Raw genomic sequence first — 26,153 nt, forward strand, 5'->3', positions numbered from 1 at the left:
CAACTGAGCAATCTCTACTCTCGTTTTTGTTTCATCTTTCGCAACTTCCTGTTGCTCAGTTTTACCTTAACGTCCAGTTTTTTATCCTTATCTTTTTCTTCGGTTTTATCCTGTAACAATTGCACGTAAAATTTAGCACCAGCATCTTCGTAGGTAGTTTTTTTGGGTAATGTTAGACCATCATTGCTTTTGAGGTTTTTCCATGGTAAAGAGAGCCAAATATTAACGTATTCGTCAAATTTAAAGCGACCTTCCGCAAAAAGATGAATAGCAGACGATTGGATCTCGGTTCTAGGAATAATGAGTTCCCCATTGACAATTTCAAAAGTTTGAATAATAGGTCTAAAGGATAATTTCTCAAAACGTTCATCTTTCATCAAAAACGAATTTTCCATCACAGGTTTGTAATTGTACAATTCAAAATCCGATAATTCAAAATGCATTGTGCCATTCAGGGAATTCATGTTCAGGTTGCCATCATTTTTCAATGCGCCAGTTGCATCAATCTTAATATTAAGATGACCCGCAATCTTATCCGTATTTTTTAAAGCGTCATCATTAAAATAATGGAATCTTGTAACCAATTCGTGCAAGTCAATAGCATTGGCGTTCATCACAATATTTACAGGAATATTGGTTTCATTGGTCATTCCAAAATCAATATCCATTGTTAGCGAGCCACCATAAAAATTAAGGTGTGTATCTTTAATTTTAAAATCACCACTGCTGTCAAACAAAAGATCCAAACCAAAATCGGTCAAGTTCAAGTCCTCATGTCTTAAGGTATCAATGGTTACGTTGACCTTTGGATAAAACGAGCTATTGATCCCAACCAAGGCCTCCCTGAATTTTTGTAAGTTCGGTTCCTTATCTTTTGTTTTTTTTGTTTTGGAAGCTGAATTCGATAAAAATTCTTTAATATCTGATGAATCCAAATAGGGCGAATAAATGGAAAAATATGAGCTACGAAGGTTGTCTCCTTGTGCATTATCAATGAAGTTAGAAAATTGATTAATTGAACCCGAAAAATATACCGAACTCTTACCTGGTAAATCGATATCGAGCCGTTTGAGTCTGGCAACGTCATTATTAATTTCCAGATGCAAGCTATCTACAGGGATTTGAAGCGCAGCCGCTTTATAATCGACGAGCGCATGGCTAATTTTTAAATCACCAAAACCAGTGGATTTCAATATATTGAGATTTTCAGACTGTGCTTTATATCGTCCCTTAAATTCAAAATTCCCAGATTTAAATATGAAGTTTCTAGTATTAAAATAGGCATTCAAATCTTCAGATTTACCTTTTACATCTACCAAAAAATCTAAATCAAAAGGATTTTTGCGCAACGAATCTAGTTGGTTGGTGTGCGCATTTATTTTGCCACTAATGTTAGCCGTAGTTTCTTTATAATTAAGATGTAGATTGTTCAGTTTTAAGATGGAATCATTTTCAAAATAGACCAGAGCTTCTACATTTTCAGTAATTAAATCCTTGTATTTGAGCGTGTCAATTTCCAATTCAATTTTAGGATTGAATTTATTGACATCCCTAAAAACTTGGTACAAATCCCTTTTATTATTGGGATGCTTTAACTTTTTTTCATCCTTTAGTGAACTTATGGTGGTCAACAATGTATCGCCATTAATAAAGGGTGCGGAAATTTTTAAAAATATAGAACCAGAATCTTTTACATTTTCCATCAAGAAGCTCGGGAAATTCTTAATTTCTCCATTAAGTCTCATTGGGTAAAGTTCTCCAATTTCTAAATTGAATTTTTTGAGCTGCATATTAGATTTATCAACAAAAAGTGCCAAGGAATCGATATCAATATTCATTTTTGCAGGTTCATAGTAGAGCTTTGTGTTAAGCAAATTGAAATCCCCTTTTGCGGAGTTTAGAATTTCACCAAAGTTCCGAACGTTACCTTTTACATGTCCAGAAAATTGATAAATACCAGCATCGAACCTAAAAAGTTGAATGTTGAACAAGTTCTGAAATATAGTGATATCTCCACGAGACGTAGCTTCGGCATTGATATAAATGGCATCCCGTAAATTGCTTTCGGCTTCCGGGACAGCAACGCTTCCTTTTAAGTTGGTTCGTGCATCTAAATAATTGAAATCAAAATTCCGCAGTTGTATGGTTTTGGAATCAACCAAATCTATTTGGGATTTGAGATTTTTTATGGTCACATTTTTATAAGTTAAATCGTCCACATTAATTTCGAAACTAGGATGAAATTGCAAATAGACCGTCTCTAAGGTTTCATGTAGATTTTTTCGATCATCAACATTTTTCTTGGATTTTGGCATGAATTTTTTCGACAATGAAATAAGATCATTAATATTTAATTGTTTAGAGTCGACCGAAATATGACTTGTAGTTGATGTTTCTGGATTTTTCGACAATAATCCAGAGATGTTTTTAAGTTGGCCTTTAAGCACTAAATCTTCACCATTTGGAAAGTTGACAATTAATTTATTCAAAGTTGAGTTTTCTCTGTTCAAGGCCAAGTCTATGGTCTGGATTGGTAATTGTAGGCCGTTTTTTTTAAGAACGACTCGCGTGTCCTTTAATTTGAAAGTGCCGGTCGCTTTATCTACAAATTGTCGGGTCGTGGGAATGTCTCCAGAAATGACCGCATTAAACTGAAACGTTCCACCTAGAAAATCAAAATTATTGGTTTCAATTAGTTTTGCCAATGCTTCATTGCTTCCGTTTAAATTAATATTGGCTTCTATAAAGTTCAGCGCTTCTGGAGTGCTCTGAAAGTAAGAATTATCAAGATCAACTTTAATATCATCTAAATTGGCTTTAAAATCATCAAAGGTTATTTTCAAATCTTTAGCAGATTTTTTAGCGATTTTTAAACTATCCGATGTATAAATCTCATTGGTTAAATGACCATTTAAAGTGAGGTTTTTAAGTTGTAGTTTTTCCTTAATGATAGCTGCATTGCTTTCGGTAGAAAAGTCGACTTCAATAGTAGGATTACTGCCGTAAGCAAAGTTTCCAAAGAGATGAAGATTGGTTTCGATAGGTTTTTCTATGTCGTATTTTGCTATTTTAGTAACAATATTGTCTGGTAATAAGCCTTTTACAGCGTTAAAATCAGTTTTTGAATTTTGAAGTTGAAAGTCGTATTGATTACCATCTACTAAGTCAAAATTTGCAATTAAATTAAAATTCTGTTCATCGACTCTTAATAGAAATTCTGGTACCGCAATGATATCGTTTTCTAAATTTATTGTAAATTCAGGTGCTCCTAAAACATGTGCTCCATTAAAATAAGTTCCTTTTTTTGTGTTAAACCCTAATTCGTTAACGGTCAAGTTCATGTTTAGGTTTCCTTTCAGTTTAACCCCATCTCTTTTATAAGTCCCTTCAATTTTATGGATATCTAAGTCAAAAGCCTTGTTTAGAATACTGTCTTTAGTAACGTATTTTACATTTTCCAATAAAAAAATGACACCATCGTCGTGCAACCATTTTGGCATTTGTATGCCTTTACGTTGCTCGTTCTCTTTATCATATTTTAATTGCTCATGATAAGCTAAGGATTTTTCGGAAATAACTTCTGAAGCGATAACCGCATTTTTCACCGTTATATTTTCAAACTTAATATGACCACGTAATAGGTTTCCTGCGCCAATGACCACTTTGGCTTCTTCAATTTCAATGTTAGAGAATTTATCTGAAATAGTATCGGTATAGGTATGTTTGATGTCCTTCAAAGTGAATCCGACATTTGGAAATCCGCTTATAAAACTGGTATTCACTTCGCCAATAGTTAGCGTCCCCGAATTATTTTCGAGATACCAATCTTGCAAAACGTCAATAATCGTATCTCTATTGAGCCAACCTATAGTAAACAGTGTCGTTGGGACTAAAACAATAATCAAAACCATAACAAGAATACGCTTCCGCCATTTTTTGGAAGTCGTTTTTTTGTGTTTGGGTTTAGGGGTTTCCAACGTAGAATTTTGAGGGAAATTAAGAAGAATATTTCAATTGAAAATGTAATGGCTCATTAATTAGGAAAAAGTTAAAGTTGAAATCGCTAATCTGATCAGAAATGTTATACAAACACATTGGTTATCAGAGGTCTACTCAAAAGCTAATATTTAGGTTTATAGCTTACTGACACTCAGCTTGAACCACTTGATGTTTCCACTGTATCCAATATTCCTGCAATCCTTCTTTGGTTGTTTTTAAATCGCTGATGTCCAATTGATGCCCTTGCACCACTACATCTTTGAGTTGTGCTTTACGTTGGGAAAGGGCAGGTGCATGGTTCCAACCGCCAACATGGTCAAAAGAAGTGAAGGCCTTACATTTTTGGTTAACGGTTATAAACGGAATGTATAACGTATAAGTCACCTCTCCAGAACCCATACCTTCCGTACTCATTTTTAGGTTTGAAAAATCCACTTTGCTATACGCTCCAGATTTATAAAGTGTTTTTAATTGGTCACCGACAGCAGCAGCCATTTTATTAGAAAATTGGTGAGCGATGTCGTCGCCGTTTGTGAATTCTGCACCTCTATAAGTGCCTTGACAGGCTTTGTTGGTGCAGCTTATTTGGTTGTTCGTAGTTGTTAGGTTTGGTGTGTTTTTAGTTTGGCTGTTACAGTTTGTAAAACAAAGACATAAAAATATTAATATAGTTAGTTGTTTCATATGCTTAAGATGGCATTTGATTTTGCTGTGTAAATTCAAAGCGGTTTATGAATTCATAGGTATCATTACCTATTGAACTGATTCATATGGTAAATATAGCAGAAACTTTTCCTAAATTATCTTTAGGTTTAAAAACAGTTAATTGTTACTCCTTTCCCTCTGGCAAAGGCGAAATCATGATATGTGCTCTATGGGTTCCAGGATTCATAATCCAAGGATGGTTGGACGCTACTGGTGCTTCCGGCAGCCCTGTCGATTCAGCCGTAGCAAAAGGCAAATACACCACATAACGGTGTTGCGCGCCATCGACTTTTGAGGTGTTCGGGTCGTATTGCGTATTTGGTCCGGAATACACGTGCAAGGTTGCTCCCGTAGGCATTTTAAGTTGGCTCGATTTTACTTCTTCCTCACGGATATCAAATATCTCTTGGTGTTTTTTGCCTTCGGCTTTTAATGCTCGTCCTCTTGCCATAAAGGGTTCGAGGTCTTTATGGTAACATGCTGCACTAAAGCCATCCTTTTCAGGATCGTCTGCTAGTACAATAAATTCATTGCTGCCTTCTTTTAGGGTTACAAATTCGCCAGCCATGTTATGACCAATCACTTTGCATCCCGATCTACTGGCTTCTGGAGCCGCTATTAATGCGGTGGCGATTAAAGCTTCGTCAGTATCAATTGGTTTTAAATTTTTAGACTTATCTGTTGTACTGCTTTTTTCTGTAATTTCTATATCAGAGGATGCTTCTACCGTTGTTTCAGTTTTGTCGTTTGAGTTGCAGGATAATAATAGTCCTGTAAAAATGAACGCTGTAACGAGGTGTTTATTCATCTTGCTTTGATTTTTTTTATGGAATTTGTGAATCTTTGATGTCATGGGTTGTTAGCTTTTGTGAGTTTTAAAGTTAATAAAATTCAGGCGTTATTCCATGAGTGGTGCTATGTATATGTAGTTTAAAATAGCTTCTCGATACAAAATTTTCTGAAAAATGAAATTTTCATTCGAAGTGACGATGGTAATGCAGGTTAAACTTTACGGTCAGTTCGATTGAATTTTGAGGTGCGAGTGATGTACTTCGACTACGCTGAGCAGAACTATCAATAATTAAAAGCGAGAAACAGATAAAAAAATGGTCCAGAGCAAAAAAGGAAGCTTAAATTAATGAGGATTTTGATAAATTAACGAATTTGGCTAAAAAAAGTTTTGAAAAATAGTCCTTACCGTCAGTTCGAGTGATTTTCGAAGCATGAGAAAATAGTATCGAGAACTATTTTAAATATAGTGCATTTCGACTGCGCTCAATGTGGCACTTCTCGATACAAAATTTTCTGAAAAGCGAAAATTTCACTCGAAGTGACGATGGTTTTTCATTTGAACCTTTGCTTTCAATTACAGTGATTTGTGAGGTAGGAGTGATGTACTTCGACTACAGGACTAACGAGAACCAATTAAATCAGGAAGTTTATATCTTTATTCCATGAAACTATCTTATGTATATATTTTAAAATGTTCGGACGCTTCTTATTATACAGGTGTGACATCTAATTTAACCAAAAGATTTTCAGAACACCAAATAGGAAAACATAAAGATAGTTATACTTATAAAAGACGACCATTGGAATTGGTTTTCTATGCGGAGTTTACAGATATAAATTTAGCGATTGAAAGCGAGAAACAGATTAAAAAATGGTCCAGAGCAAAAAAGGAAGCTTTAATTAATGGGGATTTTGATAAATTACCGAATTTGGCTAAAAAGAGATTCCACTAATAACCCTTACTGTCAGTTCGAGTGATTTTCGAAGCATGAGAAAATAGTATCGAGAACTATTTTAATTGTAGTGCATTTCGACTTCGCTCAATGTGGCACTTCTCGATACAAAATTTTCTGAAAAGCGAAAATTTCACTCGAAGTGACGACGCATAGTACATCAATTTTTTTCATGATTATAAGTTTTGGATATATCTTATAATCGCAGTGGTCTTAATTTGTCATCATTAAAAAATCCTGATGGGTTGCATCAGGATTTTTAGGTTCTATTATAAGATTCCTGCGTTCGCAGGAATTGGGTTAGTCATTCACCAAAACCCATTCTCCTTTGTCTATCAACGGAATCGCTTGCTTGTATTTTACTTCTTTGGCTTCGCCACTCATCACATGTTTAATAGTCACACGATCGTTACGTCCAATTTTTGGTTGTTCCCTAACAATGGTTTCAACTACTTGCTGTTGCTGGCGAGAAGCGCCTTCTCCAGCCTGTCTGTTTTGGGCAGCACGCTCGTCCATATTAGGAATCTCGTCTTTCTGCGTTTCCAACTTTTCTTGTTTACGTGCTCTGGCTTCTTGAATGGTGTTTGCTGTTTCCTGTGGAATTTCACCTTTAAATAAGAATGATATGACATCTTTATTCACTTGGTCAATCATCAACTTAAACAGCTCAAAAGATTCGAACTTATAAATTAATAGTGGATCTTTTTGCTCATGAACAGCTAACTGAACGGATTGTTTTAATTCGTCCATTTTACGTAAATGCGTTTTCCAAGCATCATCTACAATTGCTAATGTAATGTTCTTTTCAAAATCATTGATCAGCTGCGTTCCTTTAGTTTCGTAGGCTTTTTCCAAGTCTGTTACCACCTGAAGATTTTTTACGCCATCTGTAAATGGTACCACGATACGCTTAAACTTATCGCGCTGTGTGTTATATACATTTTCAATTACAGGAAATGCTAAATCCGCTGCACGTTGCATTTTTTCCCTGTAGTGCTTAAAGGCAGCTTTGTAAATGATACCAGCAATATCCTGAGCGCTCTTTTTTCCAAATTCAGCTTCAGAAAGAGGTGATTCCATTGAGAAGTAACGGATCAATTCGAACTCAAAGTTTTTATAATCGTTAGCATCTTTGTTGGTGAGCGCAATACCTTCAGAAGTATCGTAAATCATGTTGGCTAAATCGACTCTCAGACGTTCGCCATGTAAGGCATTACGACGACGTTTGTAAACCACTTCACGCTGTGCGTTCATTACATCATCATATTCCAATAAACGCTTACGAACACCAAAGTTGTTTTCTTCCACTTTTTTCTGCGCACGTTCAATAGACTTGGAAATCATGCCATGTTGAATGACTTCACCTTCCTTCAATCCCATTCTGTCCATCATCTTTGCGATACGTTCAGAACCGAACAAACGCATTAGGTTATCTTCCAAAGACACATAAAATTGTGAACTTCCTGGATCTCCTTGACGACCAGCTCTACCACGCAACTGTCTATCGACACGACGCGAATCGTGACGCTCCGTACCAACAATGGCCAAACCACCTGCAGCTTTCACTTCGTCGCTCAATTTAATATCCGTACCACGACCTGCCATGTTGGTGGCAATAGTCACTTGGCCTGCATTACCAGCTTGTGCTACAATTTCCGCTTCTTTTTTATGTTGTTTCGCATTTAAGACATTATGGTCTATTTTACGAATACTCAACATTTTACCTAAAAGCTCTGAAATCTCAACGTTGGTTGTACCAATAAGAACTGGTCTTCCCGCTTTAGATAATTCGGTCACTTCATCAATAACTGCGTTGTATTTTTCGCGCTTTGTTTTATACACTAAATCGTCTCTATCATCTCTAGCGATTGGTTTGTTGGTTGGAATTTCAACCACGTCCAATTTGTAGATTTCCCAAAGTTCGCCAGCTTCTGTTACCGCAGTACCCGTCATACCAGACAGTTTACGGTACATTCTGAAATAATTTTGAAGGGTTACCGTAGCGAATGTTTGTGTAGCCGCTTCAATCTTTACATTTTCTTTGGCTTCAATCGCTTGATGCAATCCGTCAGAATACCGACGACCATCCATAATACGACCCGTTTGCTCATCGACAATCATCACTTTGTTGTCCATAACCACATATTGGTTGTCTTTTTCGAAAAGGGCGTAAGCTTTCAATAATTGGTTGAGTGTATGAATACGTTCCGACTTAACACCGAAGTCCCTAAATAAATCTTCCTTGAGGTTGGCCTCTTCTTCAGACGATAAGCCTTTGCTTTCAATCTTAGCGATTTCTGTTCCCATTTCTGGCATCACAAAGAAATCTGGATCATCTTCACCTGAAAGGAATTCAACACCTTTATCAGACAATTCCACCTGATTATTTTTTTCATCAATCACATAATAAAGTTCTGCATCAACTTTAGGCATCTCTCTATTGTTGTCTTGCATGTAGAAGTTTTCAGTTTTCTGAAGTAATTGTTTAATCCCTTCTTCAGATAAAAACTTAATTAAAGCCTTGTTTTTTGGAATACCTCTATACGCTCTTAATAATTGGAAACCACCTTCTTTAGTGTCACCGGCAGCAATTAATTTTTTGGCTTCGGCTAATACACCGACTAAATATTTTCGTTGGACGTCTTCAATTTGCTGAACTTTAGGTTTCAGAGCATCAAACTCATGTTCGTCTCCTTTTGGCACAGGACCTGAAATAATTAAAGGTGTACGTGCATCATCAACCAATACCGAATCGACCTCATCGACAATGGCATAATGGTGTGGACGTTGTACTAAGTCATCTGGCGAATGAGCCATGTTATCACGTAAATAATCGAAACCGAATTCGTTGTTGGTTCCGTAAGTAATATCTGCGTTATAGGCTTTGCGACGTGCATCAGAATTTGGCGTGTGGTAATCAATACAATCGATACTCATACCATGAAACTGGAATATTGGCGCCATCCAAGCGCTATCTCGTTTAGCTAAATAATCATTTACGGTTACTAAGTGAACCCCTTTTCCGGCCAATGCATTTAAATATACAGGAAGCGTTGCGACCAAAGTTTTACCTTCACCTGTCTGCATTTCTGCAATTTTTCCTTGGTGCATAGCCACACCACCAATTAACTGCACATCGTAGTGAATCATGTCCCAAGTAATTGGTTTTCCGGCTGCATCCCAAGAGTTTGACCAAATCGCTTGATCACCTTCTAAGGTTACATAATCATTTTCTCCAGAAATTTCACGGTCAAAAGCATTTGCCGTTACAGGAATTTCTGTGTTGTGTACAAATCGCTTAGCGGTTTCTTTTACAACGGCAAAGGCTTCAGGAAGTATATCGTTTAAAACACCCTCGGTGACATCATAGATTTCATCATCAATTTTATCGACTTCAAGATATATATCTTCACGTTCGTCAATATCTTCCGTGACTTTAGCTTTTTCTAAAAGTTCTTCTTTTTTTGTGTTTAGCGGTTGCCTTGCTTCTGCTATTATGTTTTTGAACTCAGCTGTTTTTGCCCTAAGTTCATCATGTGATAAGGCTTCTAGCGCTTTTTCGAAGGTCTTTATTTTTTCAACAATGGGCTTAATTGCACTTACGTCTTGTTTGGATTTATCTCCAACAAACACTTTAAGTACTTTGTCTAAAAAAGTCATATTATATATTTTGTAATGGATTGAATGATTTCAATCCTTAGTTGTTATTTCAGTTAATTGTTTAATATTTACTCGATGTCATGCTGAGCGTCGTCTAAGCGCTTCCTATATCGAAATACAAATGCACTTCGACTGCGGTCAGTGAGAAAGTATCTTATATTTCAGATCAGATAAAAAAACCATCTTAAAATAAAAAAAGTCTCCCAGTTATGATAACGCAAGAGACTTTTTTGTGATAATTTTATATGTTAGTATTCATCCTCATTCCAGAGGTAATCTTCATCTGTTGGATAGTCTGGCCAAATTTCTTCAATAGAATCGTAAGAATCTCCTTCATCTTCTATTGCTTGTAAATTTTCAACAACTTCTAGAGGCGCTCCTGTTCTAATTGCGTAGTCAATGAGTTCGTCTTTTGTTGCCGGCCAAGGTGCATCACTTAAATAAGATGCTAATTCTAATGTCCAATACATAATTGTGTGTGTAATTTAATTTTTGCAAAAATAATTTTTTAGTTGAACAATTCAAGAAAAAATTAAATTAATTAGCTCATGACTTAAATAAATTCATTTATCGGTCTTGCTGAACATTTATAGTTAGGTGTTTTGAATCCTTCAAATTTCACTTATAAATGTTTATTCATTAATAAAAAGAACGTGTAATTTTCAACATATTTAGAAGACATATTGCATTATTCACCTTCTAAAGGCTTCAGATTTAAGAGGTCTTTTCAGGAATCCACTTTATCTCTTCAGCTTGCAAATCATGTGACAACTTCCGTGCCAATACAAAAAGATAGTCAGATAGTCTATTGATATACATGAGGGTTTCGGGTTGAAACGGTTCTAAATCATTAAGATGTGACGCCAAACGTTCCGCTCTACGGCAAACGGTGCGTGCAATGTGACAGAATGACACAGTTTGATGTCCTCCTGGTAAAACAAAGTGCGTCATTTGTGGAAGACTGTCTTCCATAATGTCCATTTCTTTTTCTAGTTTATCAATGTCTTCGTTGGAGATCTTCGGAATTTTTAAGCGTTGCTCCCCATTTTTTAAAGTTGCTTTTTCAGGATCTGTCGCCAATATAGCGCCAACTGTAAATAGTCGATCTTGAATATGCATCAAAGTGTTTTTGTAAAGTTGATCAATGTCTTGATCCCTTATGAGTCCAATGTGCGAGTTAAGCTCGTCAATAGTGCCATAGCTTTCTATTCTTATATGATGTTTTGGAACACGGGTGCCACCGAAAAGTGCTGTTGTGCCTTTGTCTCCTGTTTTTGTATATATTTTCAAGGTTTGTTGTTTAAAGTTTGGTATTCAAAGTTAAGGATTTATGATGGGAAACATTACTTAAATATGCAGAGTTCCAAATAAAAAATAAGGAAATGTGCTTTATTATAAGTTTGCTTTCCAATTCATATGGACGTAGAACATGTGAATCTTTTTTCTGTTTAATAGTTCATTTTGTCTTGATACAAAACGAACCAAAAAATCACAATCAAAATATAGGAAATTGCTAAAGCACCATTCTCTTTCGAAACTTCATGCTTGAAGCTGCGCTTCGCAATTACGTTTCTTCGTTCATTATTTCTGAATTTTGATGTTTTTCGACGTTGTCGAAATTTGGGACTTGAGTATAAACTATTGTTATGTTCTAATTCTTAGAATATGACTTTCTAAGAATATTACTGTATAGTTTGTGTCACTGCCAACTGGCGACAGCTCATTGATGACTTTGTTACACATTAAAAGTATCACTCTCAATAACACCATCGCGTAAACGAATAACACGTTTAGCATGAGCTGCGATTTCTTCTTCGTGCGTTACCATAATAACCGTATTTCCAGATTTATGAATTTCATCGAAGAGGGCCATGATTTCAGTACCTGTTTTAGAATCGAGATTCCCGGTTGGCTCATCAGCCAAGATGATGGATGGTTTGTTAACTAAAGCTCTACCGACTGCAACTCGTTGTCTTTGACCACCAGAAAGTTGATTGGGTTTGTGATCCATTCGGTCTGCTAGTCCAACATCAGTGAGTACTTGTGAAGCGCGTTCTTCTCGTTCTTTTTTGGATGCTCCAGCATAGACCATCGGTAGCGCTACATTATCTAAAGCGGTTGTTCTTGGCAGTAAATTAAAAGTTTGAAAAACAAATCCAATTTCAGTATTTCTAATGTCTGCGAGTTCATCATCAGTCATTTGGCTTACGTCATTTCCGTTTAAGTTATAAGAGCCAGCCGTTGGTGTATCTAAACAGCCTAATAGGTTCATTAGTGTGGATTTTCCAGAACCAGATGGTCCCATAATTGCCACATATTCGCCACGTTTAATGTCTAAATCAATGCCTTTTAAAACATGAACAATTTCTTGTCCTAATTTAAAATCCCTAATGATATTTCTAATTTCAATGACGTTGCCGTTCATAGTTAAAGTGTCTTGGTTGTGAAAATGTTCCTGCAAGATACAGGATTAAATAACTTCATACAATAGGACGTCAAAGTTTTGAGGTTGTTACAATCTGATTTTAAAATGTTCTTTTTCTTGTTCTTTCCTGAAGAATACGAAGCCTAAATGAAAGCCATCTACAGTTACGGTTACGGCATTATGGTTTTTTATATATTCCCAGGCTTCGGTCATGCCTTTGGACCAATAAATATCATCGAAAACGAAAACGGTTTCATTATGGGTTTTGGGCAATAAAGTTTCAAAATATTGAATGGTTGCTTGTTTATTATGATGGCCGTCGAAGTAGATGAAATCGAATTGGTTGTTTTTTATATTTGGAATAGTATCGTTAAAATTTCCTATTAAGAATTCTACATTTTTAACACCTTGATTTTCAAGTTGGGATTTCGCAAATGCCGAGGTATTTGGACAACCCTCAATAGTTGTAATTGTGGCATTGGAATTCGCTAATGACAAGGCGTAAGTTCCCATGCCTAAAGAGGTCCCTAATTCTAAACTGTTTTTAAAGTCGAAATATTTAGAAACTCTAAATAAGAGTTGAGCATCTTTTTTTGAACTACTGGATGTTTTGGCCATTTTACTGACTCTTCTTTTATGAGCGTCAAGTGTTTTAGAGCCTTCTCCAAAATCTGTGATTTGTAATATCGTCTTTGAGTTTTCTAACGTTTTCTTATAGTCAAGGAGTTTAGTGTAAGCTTCGTATGCTGTTTTATCATAAAGACATTTAGTTATGAAATTATAGACAAAAGGGGAGTGGACGCCGTGTTGGTTTGTGGAGTTTAGTAGAAATTTTATGTATTCTTTTATTTGGTACATATGTTTCTCGCACGGTTTTTTATTCGCGCAAAGGGGCAAAGTGTTACGGTTAAAAAAAAGGTAATGCGTTTAAAGACGAAATTAAACACTAATATTTTTATAATCTTTCATCTTCTATAAAAAATAAAAAAAGATAGTATTGATTATTTTTACTTTGCGCCTTTGCGCCGTTGCGAGAGACTTTAGTTTTCTAATTTCTCAGATAACTCAAACCAACGCATTTCCTTTTCTTCAATCGTATCCATGATTATTTGAAGCTTATCGGAGAGTTTTTTAATCTCGTCTTGTGATAAATCAGGATCAAGGAATTTCGCTTCCAATGTTGTTTTATCTAATTCCAACGCGCGAATCTTAGATTCTAAATTCTTGTATTCTTTTTGTTCGTTGTAATCTAACTTATTGGCTTCGTTTTGTTTTACAGCTTTGGTATTATCGATTTTTTCGGCTGGCTCAATTTCCTTTGTTTGGCTATTGTCATAAGCCCTAAAATCTGAATAGTTTCCCGGAAAATCATCAACCACGCCTTCGCCTCTAAAGACAAACATATGATCTACAATTTTATCCATAAAATAACGGTCGTGCGAAACGACAAGCAGGACGCCTGGAAAATCCATTAGAAAATCTTCTAGTACATTTAATGTGACAATGTCTAAATCATTTGTAGGCTCATCGAGAATCAACACATTAGGGTTCTGAATTAAAACGGTACATAAATAAAGTCGTTTTTGTTCTCCACCACTTAGTTTTTCCACAAAATCCCATTGTTTTTTACGGTCAAATAAAAAGCGTTCTAGCAATTGTTGGGCACTAATTTGTCGGCCTTTGGCCAATGGAATATAATCGCCAAACTCCTTGATGACATCAATGACCTTTTGGTTGGGTTTTGCTTTAATTCCGCCTTGCGTGTAATAACCAATTTTAACCGTTTCTCCAATAACAATTTTTCCAGCATCTGGTTGTAAGCTTTGGGTTAATAAGTTAAGAAATGTGGATTTTCCAGTTCCGTTTTTTCCAATGACACCAATACGTTCGCCTTTTTTAAAGGTGTATTCAAAACCATCTAAAATAGTTTTGTCTTTAAATGATTTAGAGACATTATGAAATTCAATAATCTTGCTGCCTAAACGTTCCATATTGATTTCCAACTGAATTTGGTGATCATTTCGACGTTTATGGGCTTTCGATTTTATTTCTGAAAAATCATCGATTCTACTCTTGGATTTTGTTGTACGCGCTTTTGGCTGGCGACGCATCCATTCGAGTTCTTTTTTAAAAAGTTGCTTGGCTTTACCAACTTCGGTCGCTTCGTTTTCGATTCTGGCTTCCTTTTTTTCTAAATAATACGAATAGTTTCCTTTGTAGGTGTAGAGTTGTCCCTGATCTAATTCTATAATTTCATTACAAACCCGCTCCAAAAAATAGCGATCGTGTGTGACCATAAACAAGGTTTGTTGTGTTTTGGCAAAGTAGTCTTCCAACCATTCAATCATTTCTAAATCGAGATGGTTCGTCGGTTCATCTAAAATTAGAATATCTGGTTTGCTCAACAGGGATTGTGCTAGTGCCAAGCGCTTTTTTTGCCCACCGGAAAGTGTGTTCACTTTTAAGGATAAGTCATCTAGCTTTAACTGCGAAAGTGTTTGTTGATATTGCGTTTCAAATTCCCAGGCATTGTTTCTGTCCATAGCCTCAAATGCTTTTTGATACCCTTTTGTGTCTTCAGGGTTTTTCAGCGCATTTTCGTAAGCTTCAATAATTTTGATGGTTGGAATATCTGAAGCAAAAATGGTTTCTTCGAGTGTGAGATTAGGGTCCAAATCGGGTTCTTGGTCCAGAAATGCCAGACGAAGCCCTTTTCTAATGACAATTTGCCCTTCATCAGGTGTGTCTTTGCTAGATAAAATATTAAGGATAGACGTCTTTCCACTTCCATTTTTAGCCACAAAAGCAATCTTTTGATCTTTATGGATGCTAAAGGATAAATCTTTAAATAGAACGAGTTCTCCAAAAGATTTTGATATGTTTTCTACGTTGAGGTAATTCAAACTTTTTTTTGCAAAGAACGGAAATAAACCAAAAATAATAGTATTAGTTTTGATATTACTATTGATACATTATATTTGTCTCTAAAGATCCATTATATATATGAAGCGGATAAAGCTTTTGATTATTTTGTTGAGTTGTGTCATTGTTAGTTCTTGTATCCCTCATAAGGACACTATATATCTACAAAATAAAGAGAATGCTAATTATGATAGCATTCCAAATAATTTAACCGAAATTCAGAAACCTTATAGAATTCAAGTTAATGATATTCTTAATGTCAGAGTAAAGGCATTGGATCAAGAAACAGTATCTATTTTAAACCCGGCAGGAGATACGAATTTAAATGCTGGTAGCGCTGAGCGGGCTTATTTTGATGGGTTTACAGTAGATGTTCATGGTAATATAAGGATACCGACCTTGGGTTACATAAATGTTTTAGGGTTTACTACTGAAGAAATTGAAAAAAATATTGAAAAAAAATTACTTGAAGAGCAGTTTAAAGAAACGGCTAATATCTTTGTCACTGTAAAACTTGCTGGTCTAAGATATACTGCCAATGGGGAAGTTGGTAATCCTGGAAGTCAGGTGTTGTTTACTGAACGTGTAAACATTTTTGAAGCTATTGCCAATGTTGGTGAAATACCTGTAACTGGGAATAAAAAAGATGTCAAAATTATTAGACAATATCCTCAAGGTCAAAAAATACATAGTTTGGATTTAACCGATGTAAAGGTTATGCAATCACCGTATTATTACATACAGCCTAATGATATTATTTATGTAGAACCTTTAAAACAGAAGTCTCTCGGAACAGGAACAACGGCAATTTCTAGTATTACAACAATAGCTTCCATTCTTTCGCTACTTACTACTGGAATCTTACTTTATTCAAGACTATAATTTATTATGAGAGAATACGAAGAGTTCGAAGATGCAGAGTCTCAAAGTATGACATTTGACTTTAGGGGTTTTCTTTTTAAAGTTTTAAATTTATGGAAGTTTGTTCTGGTTTGTATTGGAGCGGCCTTATTAATAGCTTACTTTGTTAATGTACGCAAACAAAATGTCTATAGGCTAGATTCCTTAATTTCCATAGATAATGATCAGAATCCCTTTTTTACGGCGAATACAAGTATATCATTTAATTGGGGTGGAGTTTCAGGTAAAGTAGGTAAGGTAATGACAGCTATTAAAACCCGTACCCATAATGAAAAAGTAGTGGATTCTCTTCAATATTATATGGAATATTTAGAAGAAGGGAAGTATCGTAAAATCGACATTTATAAACGCGCTCCTTTTGAGTTTATTATTGATAAGTCTAAGAGTCAAATTCTTAATTACCCTGTGGGAATAAGATTTTTAAATGAGAATGAATTCGAAGTATTTACTGCATTTGAAGAAAGTAGTGCGGCAGGTCAAAAGTTTGGTGATAAATCAAAGACTAGAGTTGAGGTTCCAATCGGCGTTTTTAAAAAATCGTTTAAAAGTGGAGAAACCATTAACTTACCGTTTCTTAACGGACAAATTCTAGTTAAACCGCAACGTAATATTAAGAAAGGAGCAGAGTTTTTTCTTAAGTTTAGTAATTTTGATGGCGTTGTAAATGCTTATAAGTCAAATCTTGCAATATCAACTTATTCGGAAGCTTCTTCATCTGTTTTGAAACTGCAATTGTCTGGCCACAATAAAGCTAAGATTGTAGATTTTCTCAATGCTACCTCTGCTATTTTAAGTGAAGCTGAGCTAGAACGTAAAAATTTATATGCCACCAATACCATTAAATTTATTGATAGTAGTCTGGCAGCTGTAAATTTGAACCTCAAGGATTTTAACGATGAGATGAATCAATTTCGAAGAGATAATAAGGTGTTTAATGTTAGTGACGAAATTGCTCAGATCTCAGATGAACTTCGACAAATTGAATTGGAAAAACAAGATGAAGAATCAAAATTAGACTACTTAAAGAATCTTGAGGTTTATTTGAATACCAAAACCGATTATACCGATATTGCCGCACCAACAAGTGTCGGTATAGATGAAAACAATATTCTCAATAGTGTTTCTAAAATTGTTGCTTTAGCTGCTGAACGCCAAAATCTTGAGTACACAACTAAAGAAGGGTCAGGTCTTTTTAGGGAGTTGGACAGACGCATCGACTCTGAGAAAAATGTGCTACTTGAAACAATAGATGCAACAAAGGAAACAATTGGCGTAGGAATAGCGAATTTGATTCGTAAAATTGCTAATCTTGAGTCCAAATTAGGGGAGTTGCCTGAAGACGAACAACAGTTTTTAAAGATTCAACGAAAATTAGATATTAGCCAAGAAGCGTATAATATTTACTTAGCTAAGCGTAGTGAAGCTGCCATTGTAAAAGCTGCAAATGTTTCTGATCTAAGCATTGTTGATGAAGCTAAAGATATAGGTGGAGGTTTAATAGGTCCTAATAAATCCCTCAATTATATGATGGGGCTAATGTTAGGTTTTTTTACGCCTTTACTTTTAATATTTATTGTATATCTTTTAGATAACACCATTCATGGTTCGGATGAGGTAGTCAGATTGTCCAATATTCCTATTTTAGGGTTAATTGGTAAATACCGTTATAAAAACAATTTGGTAGCTTATGAGAAGCCAAAGTCTGCAGTAGCCGAATCCTTTAGGGCGATTAGATCGAGTTTACAGTTTATTTTTAATAAGGAAGAGCAGAATACAAGAGCAAAGACTTTAATGATAACCTCTTCAGTTAGCGGTGAAGGAAAAACGTTTACATCTATTAATATTGCTACAGTTTATGCACTTTCTGGAAAAAAGACCATTTTGCTAGGACTTGATTTGCGAAAACCAAAAATCTTTGGTGATTTTAATATTACCAACGATAAAGGTGTGGTTAATTATCTTATTGGAGATAGCACTTTAGATGAGATTTCAACGCATACTCATATTGATAACTTAGACATTATCCCTTCAGGTCCTATTCCTCCTAATCCTTCAGAATTGTTAATGAGTAGTAAGATGAAGGAAATGATAGCGACGCTTAAGCGAGAGTATGACATGATTATTTTAGATACGCCGCCATTAGGTTTGGTTACTGATGCCTTAGAATTAACACAGTATGCAGATGCTACTGTTTTTATGGTGCGTTTAGATTATACCAAAAAAGGCATGCTTCAACTGGTTAATGCTAAGCATCGTAGTGGTGAATTGAAAAACGTTAGTTTTGTTCTTAATTTCTACAGACATAAGAACAATCACAATTATGGTTATGGTTATGGCTATGGTTATGGTTATGGTTACGGAGTTTATGGGAATACCTATCACGAAAAGGATAATATTTCAATATTAAAAAAAATTAAGAATTTCTTGAAAAGAATTTAATCGGTTTTAATTCCTATATTTTGATTACTAAAACTCAACTTCAGGTCAAACACTTATTTGATGTGGTTTTGGTAATTATAGTAATGCCATTAATTATAGTTCCTATTCTAATACTTGTGATTATTGCGACTATAGATACGAAAAAAATTGGCATATTTTCTCAATATCGCGTTGGTCAACATGGCAAATTGTTCAAAATATATAAAATAAGAACATTAAAAGACGGCGAGCATCAATTAGGTCATTTTGATCAGTATGCATCACCGATCGGAAAATTCTTTAGACGTACAAAACTAAATGAGTTTCCCCAGCTATTTAATATCTTAATCGGTGATATGAGTTTTGTGGGCCCAAGACCTGATTTGCAAGGTTTTGCTGACGAATTAAAGGGTGATGATAGAATTATTTTAAAAGTCAAACCAGGGATTACCGGTCCTGCATCCTTAAAATACAGGAATGAAGAATACGTATTAGAACGGCAAAAAGATCCGGATCACTACAATAGAACGATTATTTGGGTAGATAAAGTGAAAATCAATAAAAAGTATGTTATGAATTACAGTTTTTGTTTAGATTTGAAACTCATTTTAAAATCTACTTTAAACAAATGACACATTCAGAAGATAAAATTGCAATCATAGGTTTAGGCTATGTCGGTTTGCCCCTTGCCGTAGAATTTGCAAAACAATATTTTGTTATTGGTTTCGATATCAATAAACAGCGTATCAGTGAATTAAATAATGGTGTCGATAAAACATTAGAAGTCGAAAACGATAATTTAAAATCAGTATTAACTACAGATTTGAATGCTAACAAAGGACTTTATATAACAGATAATGTAGAGGCATTGGCAGTAACAAATGTTTATATTATTACCGTACCAACACCAACGGACGCTTTAAATAAGCCCGTGTTTACACCATTAATAAAAGCAAGTGAAACTGTTGGGAAAGTATTGTCTAAAAATGATATCGTTATATATGAATCAACTGTTTATCCTGGAGCAACTGAAGATATCTGTGTTCCGATTCTAGCAGAATTTTCTGGATTAAAATATAATGAAGACTTTTTTGCAGGTTACTCACCTGAACGCATAAATCCAGGTGATAAAGAGCACACAGTTACTAAAATTTTAAAGGTAACTTCAGGTTCTACACCAGAGATAGCTCAAAAAGTTAACAATTTATATTTAAAAGTTATAACAGCAGGAACGCATTTAGCACCTTCCATTAAAGTAGCTGAGGCGGCAAAGGTGATTGAGAACTCACAACGCGATATCAATATTGCTTTTGTCAACGAATTATCAAAAATATTCAGACTATTGGATATCGATACTAAAGCTGTTTTGGAAGCTGCTGGTACCAAATGGAACTTCTTAAAGTTTTCGCCAGGTTTGGTTGGTGGTCATTGTATTGGCGTCGATCCATATTATTTGGCACAAAAGGCAATTGAGTCTGGTTATAATCCTGAAATTATCTTAGCCGGTCGAAAAATGAACGATAGTATGGGAAGCTATGTTGCCACGGAAACGGTAAAGATGATGATTAAAAAAGGAGCTACCATAAAAGGATCAAAAGCTTTAGTTTTAGGAATTACTTTTAAAGAAAATTGTCCAGATATTAGAAACTCTAGAGTTATTGATATTATAGAAGAATTAGAAACTTATCATGTCAATGTAGATGTTTATGATCCATGGGCATCGAAAGAAGAAGTAAAGCATGAGTATAATTTAGACCTTATCAACGATTTTGGTGATTTAAGTTCAGATTACGATGCCGTTATCTTAGCAGTTTCACATAACGAATTCTTAAAACTGGATATCACTAAGTTGAAAAAACAAACCAGTGTTGTTTTCGATGTAAAATCATTACTTCCAATAGACACTATAGACGCAAGATTATAATGTATTCAAACCCACATCACACCACAGACCTATCAAAGTTAAGTTTTTTAATCACAGGAGGTGGAGGCTTTATTGGCTCTAATCTTACAGAATACTTACTGAAGTATAACGCTAAAAAAGTTAGGGTTTTAGATAATTTTTCTAACGGTCACCGCGAAAACTTAACAGAGTTTATGGACCATCCTGCTTTCGAATTGATAGAAAGCGATATTAGGGATTTGGACACTTGTAAAATGGCAATGGATGGGATGGACTATGTCTCTCACCAAGCCGCTTTAGGTTCTGTACCACGTTCTATCAATGATCCAGCTACAACGAATGAAGTTAATATTTCCGGATTTTTAAATATGATGATTGCTTTGAAGGATAGTCCAACGGTAAAACGTATGGTATACGCAGCGTCAAGTTCAACTTATGGAGATAGTAAAGCATTACCAAAAGTCGAGGATACCATCGGAAAACCGTTGTCACCTTACGCTGTTACAAAGTATGTCAACGAATTGTATGCCGATGTATTTGGTACTACTTATGATACTGATGTTATTGGTTTAAGATATTTTAATGTTTTTGGACCAAAGCAAAGTCCTAATGGCGCATATGCAGCAGTGATTCCTTTGTTCATGCAGGCCTTGAAAGATAATAATTCGCCTAAAATAAACGGCGATGGAGAGCAAACTAGGGACTTTACCTTTATAGATAATGTTGTTCAAGCTAATGTAAAAGGATTCTTTGCTTCTAATGATGCAAAAAATGAAGTCTTTAATGTGGCCTGTGGTGAGCGTATTACCATCAATTACTTATGGGAGTCGCTTCGGCTTGCAGCAGATTCAGACTTAAAAGCCATATATGGTCCAAACAGACAAGGTGATGTTAGGGATTCTTTAGCAGATATTTCTAAAGGCGAAAAACTATTAGGTTATAAACCAAAATATACTGTAAGGGAAGGTTTGAAGATTACTTGGGACTATTTTAATTAATGATCACAATTTAGCTGATATCAAAATAAGTTGATTTTTGTTTTTTTTACGATACTTTTACCATTGAAACTAAAGTTAAAATGTCATAAATTATCATAAATCCTTTTAAGATTAAGGCAAAATAAGGGTGTTTCTTTCGTAGTGGTAAATAGTTGCCAAATTTAATTCCTGTCCATAATAAATCTGTAAAACCCTATGTTTTAATCCATTTTAGGGCAACTTAGTAGTAATTCACAGGACGCTGATTCTAAAGAAAAATCTAAAATTGATATATAACTGTACATCAGAATATTAAAAAAGATAGTATATTTCCCGAGAATTACAATCAACTCGTTTAAACTTTTTTAATTTACTGAGACCATTTATCTTTTGAATCACATTTTATCATTACTAGCTTTCATAGTTTTTTATAGCTTCGATAACAATGGATATTTTGGCAAAGTTTAAGTGTGATTCTGCATAAATTAAAATTGGCACTAACAAGTCAAATTAATTTTAACACGATATCTATCGATACACTAACATTCAAAAGGGTTATTCGAGTTTAATCTATAAATTAAATAGTTTTTAATTGATGACAAATATTTTGGTTACTGGCGGAGCAGGTCAGTTAGGAAGTACATTAGCGTCTAAACTGGCGTTAAAAAAAAATGTTACAATTGTTATAATAGATAACTTATCCACGGGTAGCAGACTCAAAGTTCCCGTTCGGGATAATATAAAATTTATTAAGGCAGATGTCAATAACTACAAAGACATCATGTCTATTTTTGCCACCTTTAGATTCAAGTATGTATTCCATTTTGCAGCAGTTGTTGGCGTGGAAAGAACATTAGAAAATCCAATTGCTGTATTAGATGATATTGATGGCATTAAAAATATATTGTCATTATCGAAAAACTCTGGAGTAGAGCGCGTATTTTATTCAAGTTCATCCGAAGTTTATGGCGAACCGTTCGAAATTCCGCAAAATGAAAATACAACACCATTAAATAGTAGATTACCATATGCCATTGTTAAAAATGTGGGTGAGGCATTTTTTAGATCCTATCAGCGGGAATATGATTTAGACTATACTATTTTTCGCTTTTTTAATACATATGGGCCTTCGCAAAGTGATGATTTTGTGATGCCGAGATTTATAAAATTGGCCATGAACGATCAACCTATTCCAATTTATGGTAAAGGAGACCAAACTCGTTCGTTCTGTTACGTTGATGATAATATAGATACCTGTCTTAGTGCCTTGGAGGATGACAATTACATCAACGAAGTGCTCAACGTAGGAAATGATGTAGAGATTAGCATATTAGAGTTGGCGCTTAGGATCATAGAGCGAACAGGTTCAAAATCTCAAATCACTTTCCTTTCATCTTTAAAAGAAGGCGATATGACAAGAAGATGTCCTGATATTACTAAAATGAGGGATCTACTGGGTAGAGATTTGATAAGTCTGAATGAAGGCATCGACAAAATGATACAGCACTATAATATATCCACATTTCAGAAAGCTTAGAAATGAAGTTATATGTTTTTATTTCATTTCTTATATTCGCAAGCATAACTAAAAACGCTAAGAATTGAAAAACACCGATGAACATTGGTTATATGTGATTTCTTCTCAAAAGAAACTGATTGATTTTAATTTCAAAGAGATTTGGAGATATCGGGATTTGTTGTTTTTGTTCGTAAAAAGAGATATAATTACGCTTTATAAACAAACGGTTCTTGGGCCACTTTGGTATTTAATCCAACCTTTATTTACGTCATTAATATTTACATTGATATTCAACAATCTGGCAGATATTCCTACAGGAGAAGGCGTTCCAAATTTCTTGTTTAACCTTGCTGGTATTACTTCTTGGAACTACTTTAAGGATTGTTTGGTTGGTACTAGTGATACCTTTAAAAAGAATGAAAATATTTTTGGAAAGGTATATTTTCCAAGAGTCATAATGCCAATGTCTGTTGTGGTTTCAAATTTGTTGAAATTTGGAATTCAGCTTCTTGTCTTTATTGGCTTTTATATATATTATCTCTATTTTACGGGAGAAACTTATAGTGTTTTGCCACAATCAACCATTGTGTTCTTACCATTATTAATAGGTTTAATGGCACTCTTGGGATTAGGGCTCGGTATGATAATTTCATCCATGACCACCAAATACAGGGATTTAACATTCTTGGTTCAGTTTGGCGTGCAATTACTAATGTATGGTTCTGCGGTGATGTATCCGATGTCTTATTTTAAAGATAAATTACCCAATTATTATTGGTTCATAGAATGGAATCCAATAGCCATAATTATAGAGTTGTTTAGAACCATGGCATTGGGCATCGGTAGTTTAGATATTTACAAATTAACATACGCAGTAATTATAAGTTTCATAGTATTTTTAATTGGATTGGTTATTTTTAATAAAACAGAAAAAAGCTTTATCGATACAATATAATGGGTTCTGATATAATATTAAAGGTAGAAGGAGTAGGTAAGCAATACAGATTGGGACTTGTTGGGACAGGTACAATCAGTCACGACCTCAACCGTTGGTTTAATAAAGTTAGAGGGAAGGAAGATCCATACTTAAAAGTTGGGGAATCTAATGACAGGAGTTCTAAAGGAAATTCAGATTATGTCTGGGCAATAAAAGATATAAATTTTGAAGTCAAACGCGGTGAGGTACTTGGAATTATTGGGAAGAATGGAGCGGGCAAATCCACCTTATTAAAAATTTTATCTCGTGTAACCGGACCAACAGTGGGTAAGGTAAAGACAAAAGGAAGAATAGCTTCATTGTTAGAGGTTGGGACAGGTTTCCACCCAGAAATGACAGGGCGGGAAAACATATTTTTGAACGGCGCCATCCTAGGAATGACCAAAGCCGAAATCAATTCTAAAATTGATGAAATTATTGAATTTTCGGGCTGTATGAGGTATGTGGATACGCCCGTAAAACGCTATAGTTCTGGTATGAAAGTCCGGTTGGCATTTGCCGTTGCTGCTCATTTGGAACCCGATATTCTTGTAGTGGATGAGGTTTTGGCAGTTGGGGATGCGGAGTTTCAGAAGAAAGCTATTGGGAAAATGCAGGATATCAGTAAAGGTGATGGTAGAACGGTTTTGTTTGTGAGCCATAATATGGCTGCGGTTAAAAGTTTGTGTACGAGATGTGTTGTTTTAGAACATGGGACGTCTGTTTTTGAAGGTAACACTAGTGATGCCATAGATTTCTATTTGAGCCAAAATAAAATCCAAGCGAATATACCATTAGAAGAACGTAAGGATAGATCAGGAAAGGGAAGCCTACGGTTTAAAAATATCTCTATATTGAATGAAAGAAATGAAGAACAGACTAATTTACTTTCAGGTGAACTTTATAGTGTTAAAATTGCATGCAAGACCATTACAAAACAGACTAATGTAAAAATAAGAATTCAGTTTGTTGATAGTAAAGGAGCAGTGCGGTTTTTATGTAATAATTATTTTGTTGATACTGAAATGTTGAATTTAGAAGTTTCTGATTATCATGTAATAGAATTTGTTATTCCTAAATTTCCATTACCTAATGGTAATTATATGGTACAATTATCTTGTTTTAGTACTGAAGGCTTACAAGATGATGTGGAGAACGCCATAAGCTTTAATGTTGTAGGAGGGGATTTTTTCAAAAGTGGTAGAGAGCAGGTGTCAAAGAATGGAGTTTTGGTGGATTACAAATTTAAATTTATCAATTAAATGCTAAAACTGTTTAAAAAAGAAGAATATAATATAACTTTTATTTTTGGCTGCCCAAGAGGAGGTACAACTTGGTTGTGGTCTTTGTTAGAATCACATTCTGAGGTTTTACCTTTTACTAATGGTGTGGAAAAAGATGCTAAAGGCTATTATTCTACAAGTGAATCCGGTATTTATATCAAGGAACCAAAAAGGGCAAAAAAAATTATCACCTCATTCTGTAAGCATAATAAAAACAAGCATATCATTGAAAAAACCCCTTCGCATACACTAAAGTATAATGAGATTAAAAAAGATTTCCCTTACAGCAAGGATATTGTAATATTAAGAAATCCAATAGCTATCGTTAACTCTATGTACAGTTCTACAATGGTTGCATTTGAAGATTATGACGTCAATCATGCAATATTAGAAGTTAAAAAATATTATAAAGAATTATCTATTATTATCAATACAGATGACGCATATATTATTACATATGAGAATTTATTAAAAGACACTAAAAGCAAATTTTCTAAGGTCTTGAATTATTTAGAAATTTTCGACGAAAATATTGACGTTATCATTTCTGAAAATCAGAATACAACTAAAGTTAGCGTTTCTGGTGCATTTAGAAAAGGGAAAGTAGATTCTTTTAAAAATGATTTGACTGAAAAACAAATTAAAACCATAGAAGAGGAGTTAAATATAGAGATTGCTTTATTTAAGAGCTATCTTTAAA

General features: G+C 34.7%; 19 protein-coding genes. 10 read left to right on the forward strand and 9 right to left on the reverse strand.

Annotated elements, in window-relative coordinates:
- Window positions 1-14: 14 nt before the first annotated feature.
- The 3 genes from HM987_RS05305 to HM987_RS05315 all read right to left on the reverse strand — a co-directional run bounded on the left by HM987_RS05305 (window position 15) and on the right by HM987_RS05315 (window position 5,512).
- The gene (locus HM987_RS05305) at window positions 15-3,977 is read right to left on the reverse strand and encodes an AsmA family protein (protein WP_179005904.1); all 3,963 of its coding nucleotides are present in this window, start codon (window positions 3,975-3,977) and stop codon (window positions 15-17) included.
- 163 nt (window positions 3,978-4,140) lie between these two features.
- Window positions 4,141-4,683 carry a hypothetical protein gene (locus HM987_RS05310; protein ID WP_179005907.1) on the reverse strand — a complete coding sequence of 181 codons (543 nt, stop codon included), beginning with the start codon at window positions 4,681-4,683 and terminating at the stop codon, window positions 4,141-4,143.
- Window positions 4,684-4,828: 145 nt separating this feature from the next.
- A complete protein-coding gene (locus tag HM987_RS05315; protein ID WP_179005909.1) occupies window positions 4,829-5,512 on the reverse strand; it encodes a hypothetical protein in 684 nt (227 codons plus the stop codon).
- A 646-nt stretch (window positions 5,513-6,158) separates the two neighbouring features.
- Between HM987_RS05315 and HM987_RS05320 the strand changes: the two genes are divergently transcribed.
- A complete protein-coding gene (locus HM987_RS05320; RefSeq protein ID WP_179005911.1) occupies window positions 6,159-6,449 on the forward strand; it encodes a GIY-YIG nuclease family protein in 291 nt (96 codons plus the stop codon).
- A 300-nt stretch (window positions 6,450-6,749) separates the two neighbouring features.
- Here HM987_RS05320 and secA read toward each other — a convergent pair whose 3' ends face one another.
- The 6 genes from secA to HM987_RS05350 all read right to left on the reverse strand — a co-directional run bounded on the left by secA (window position 6,750) and on the right by HM987_RS05350 (window position 15,437).
- Complete coding sequence (secA, locus tag HM987_RS05325) at window positions 6,750-10,109, reverse strand: preprotein translocase subunit SecA (RefSeq protein WP_179005913.1); 3,360 nt, start codon at window positions 10,107-10,109, stop codon at window positions 6,750-6,752.
- A gap of 248 nt (window positions 10,110-10,357) precedes the next feature.
- A complete protein-coding gene (locus HM987_RS05330) occupies window positions 10,358-10,579 on the reverse strand; it encodes a DUF2795 domain-containing protein (protein ID WP_008272287.1) in 222 nt (73 codons plus the stop codon).
- 244 nt (window positions 10,580-10,823) lie between these two features.
- Complete coding sequence (locus HM987_RS05335) at window positions 10,824-11,399, reverse strand: cob(I)yrinic acid a,c-diamide adenosyltransferase (RefSeq protein WP_179005915.1); 576 nt, start codon at window positions 11,397-11,399, stop codon at window positions 10,824-10,826.
- A 445-nt stretch (window positions 11,400-11,844) separates the two neighbouring features.
- Complete coding sequence (locus HM987_RS05340) at window positions 11,845-12,534, reverse strand: ABC transporter ATP-binding protein (RefSeq protein WP_179005917.1); 690 nt, start codon at window positions 12,532-12,534, stop codon at window positions 11,845-11,847.
- Window positions 12,535-12,621: 87 nt separating this feature from the next.
- Complete coding sequence (locus HM987_RS05345; RefSeq protein WP_179005919.1) at window positions 12,622-13,392, reverse strand: O-methyltransferase; 771 nt, start codon at window positions 13,390-13,392, stop codon at window positions 12,622-12,624.
- Window positions 13,393-13,574: 182 nt separating this feature from the next.
- On the reverse strand, window positions 13,575-15,437 hold the full coding sequence (locus HM987_RS05350; RefSeq protein ID WP_179005921.1) for an ABC-F family ATP-binding cassette domain-containing protein: 1,863 nt from the start codon (window positions 15,435-15,437) through the stop codon (window positions 13,575-13,577).
- 100 nt (window positions 15,438-15,537) lie between these two features.
- Here HM987_RS05350 and HM987_RS05355 point away from each other — a divergent pair, with 100 nt between their 5' ends.
- The 9 genes from HM987_RS05355 to HM987_RS05395 all read left to right on the forward strand — a co-directional run bounded on the left by HM987_RS05355 (window position 15,538) and on the right by HM987_RS05395 (window position 26,152).
- On the forward strand, window positions 15,538-16,338 hold the full coding sequence (locus HM987_RS05355; RefSeq protein WP_179005923.1) for a polysaccharide biosynthesis/export family protein: 801 nt from the start codon (window positions 15,538-15,540) through the stop codon (window positions 16,336-16,338).
- Window positions 16,339-16,344: 6 nt separating this feature from the next.
- On the forward strand, window positions 16,345-18,816 hold the full coding sequence (locus tag HM987_RS05360) for a polysaccharide biosynthesis tyrosine autokinase (RefSeq protein WP_179005925.1): 2,472 nt from the start codon (window positions 16,345-16,347) through the stop codon (window positions 18,814-18,816).
- 20 nt (window positions 18,817-18,836) lie between these two features.
- Entirely contained in the window at window positions 18,837-19,427 is a 591-nt protein-coding gene (locus HM987_RS05365; RefSeq protein ID WP_229724611.1) for a sugar transferase, read from the forward strand.
- Window positions 19,424-20,719, forward strand: coding sequence for a nucleotide sugar dehydrogenase (locus HM987_RS05370; RefSeq protein ID WP_179005927.1), 1,296 nt, complete (start codon window positions 19,424-19,426; stop codon window positions 20,717-20,719). Before HM987_RS05365 ends, HM987_RS05370 begins: the two co-directional genes overlap by 4 nt.
- Window positions 20,719-21,696, forward strand: coding sequence for an SDR family oxidoreductase (locus HM987_RS05375; protein ID WP_179005929.1), 978 nt, complete (start codon window positions 20,719-20,721; stop codon window positions 21,694-21,696). Before HM987_RS05370 ends, HM987_RS05375 begins: the two co-directional genes overlap by 1 nt.
- Window positions 21,697-22,270: 574 nt before the next feature.
- On the forward strand, window positions 22,271-23,212 hold the full coding sequence (locus HM987_RS05380) for an NAD-dependent epimerase/dehydratase family protein (RefSeq protein ID WP_179009907.1): 942 nt from the start codon (window positions 22,271-22,273) through the stop codon (window positions 23,210-23,212).
- A 64-nt stretch (window positions 23,213-23,276) separates the two neighbouring features.
- Window positions 23,277-24,149 (forward strand): ABC transporter permease, encoded by an 873-nt coding sequence (locus HM987_RS05385; protein WP_179005931.1) that lies wholly within the window; start codon window positions 23,277-23,279, stop codon window positions 24,147-24,149.
- Entirely contained in the window at window positions 24,149-25,432 is a 1,284-nt protein-coding gene (locus HM987_RS05390; protein ID WP_179005933.1) for an ABC transporter ATP-binding protein, read from the forward strand. Before HM987_RS05385 ends, HM987_RS05390 begins: the two co-directional genes overlap by 1 nt.
- On the forward strand, window positions 25,433-26,152 hold the full coding sequence (locus tag HM987_RS05395) for a sulfotransferase family protein (RefSeq protein WP_179005935.1): 720 nt from the start codon (window positions 25,433-25,435) through the stop codon (window positions 26,150-26,152).
- The last annotated feature ends 1 nt before the right edge of the window (window position 26,153 follow it).

Origin of the sequence: Winogradskyella forsetii (assembly GCF_013394595.1) — a bacterium.
Taxonomy (GTDB): Bacteria; Bacteroidota; Bacteroidia; order Flavobacteriales; family Flavobacteriaceae; genus Winogradskyella; species Winogradskyella forsetii.

Coding starts and splice junctions, on each gene's coding strand:
- HM987_RS05310 (WP_179005907.1), bottom strand. CDS start 4,683: ATGAAACAACTAACTATATTAATATTTTTATGTCTTTGTTTTACAAAC.
- HM987_RS05315 (WP_179005909.1), bottom strand. CDS start 5,512: ATGAATAAACACCTCGTTACAGCGTTCATTTTTACAGGACTATTATTA.
- HM987_RS05320 (WP_179005911.1), top strand. CDS start 6,159: ATGAAACTATCTTATGTATATATTTTAAAATGTTCGGACGCTTCTTAT.
- secA (WP_179005913.1), bottom strand. CDS start 10,109: ATGACTTTTTTAGACAAAGTACTTAAAGTGTTTGTTGGAGATAAATCC.
- HM987_RS05330 (WP_008272287.1), bottom strand. CDS start 10,579: ATGTATTGGACATTAGAATTAGCATCTTATTTAAGTGATGCACCTTGG.
- HM987_RS05340 (WP_179005917.1), bottom strand. CDS start 12,534: ATGAACGGCAACGTCATTGAAATTAGAAATATCATTAGGGATTTTAAA.
- HM987_RS05345 (WP_179005919.1), bottom strand. CDS start 13,392: ATGTACCAAATAAAAGAATACATAAAATTTCTACTAAACTCCACAAAC.
- HM987_RS05355 (WP_179005923.1), top strand. CDS start 15,538: ATGAAGCGGATAAAGCTTTTGATTATTTTGTTGAGTTGTGTCATTGTT.
- HM987_RS05360 (WP_179005925.1), top strand. CDS start 16,345: ATGAGAGAATACGAAGAGTTCGAAGATGCAGAGTCTCAAAGTATGACA.
- HM987_RS05370 (WP_179005927.1), top strand. CDS start 19,424: ATGACACATTCAGAAGATAAAATTGCAATCATAGGTTTAGGCTATGTC.
- HM987_RS05375 (WP_179005929.1), top strand. CDS start 20,719: ATGTATTCAAACCCACATCACACCACAGACCTATCAAAGTTAAGTTTT.
- HM987_RS05380 (WP_179009907.1), top strand. CDS start 22,271: ATGACAAATATTTTGGTTACTGGCGGAGCAGGTCAGTTAGGAAGTACA.
- HM987_RS05390 (WP_179005933.1), top strand. CDS start 24,149: ATGGGTTCTGATATAATATTAAAGGTAGAAGGAGTAGGTAAGCAATAC.
- HM987_RS05395 (WP_179005935.1), top strand. CDS start 25,433: ATGCTAAAACTGTTTAAAAAAGAAGAATATAATATAACTTTTATTTTT.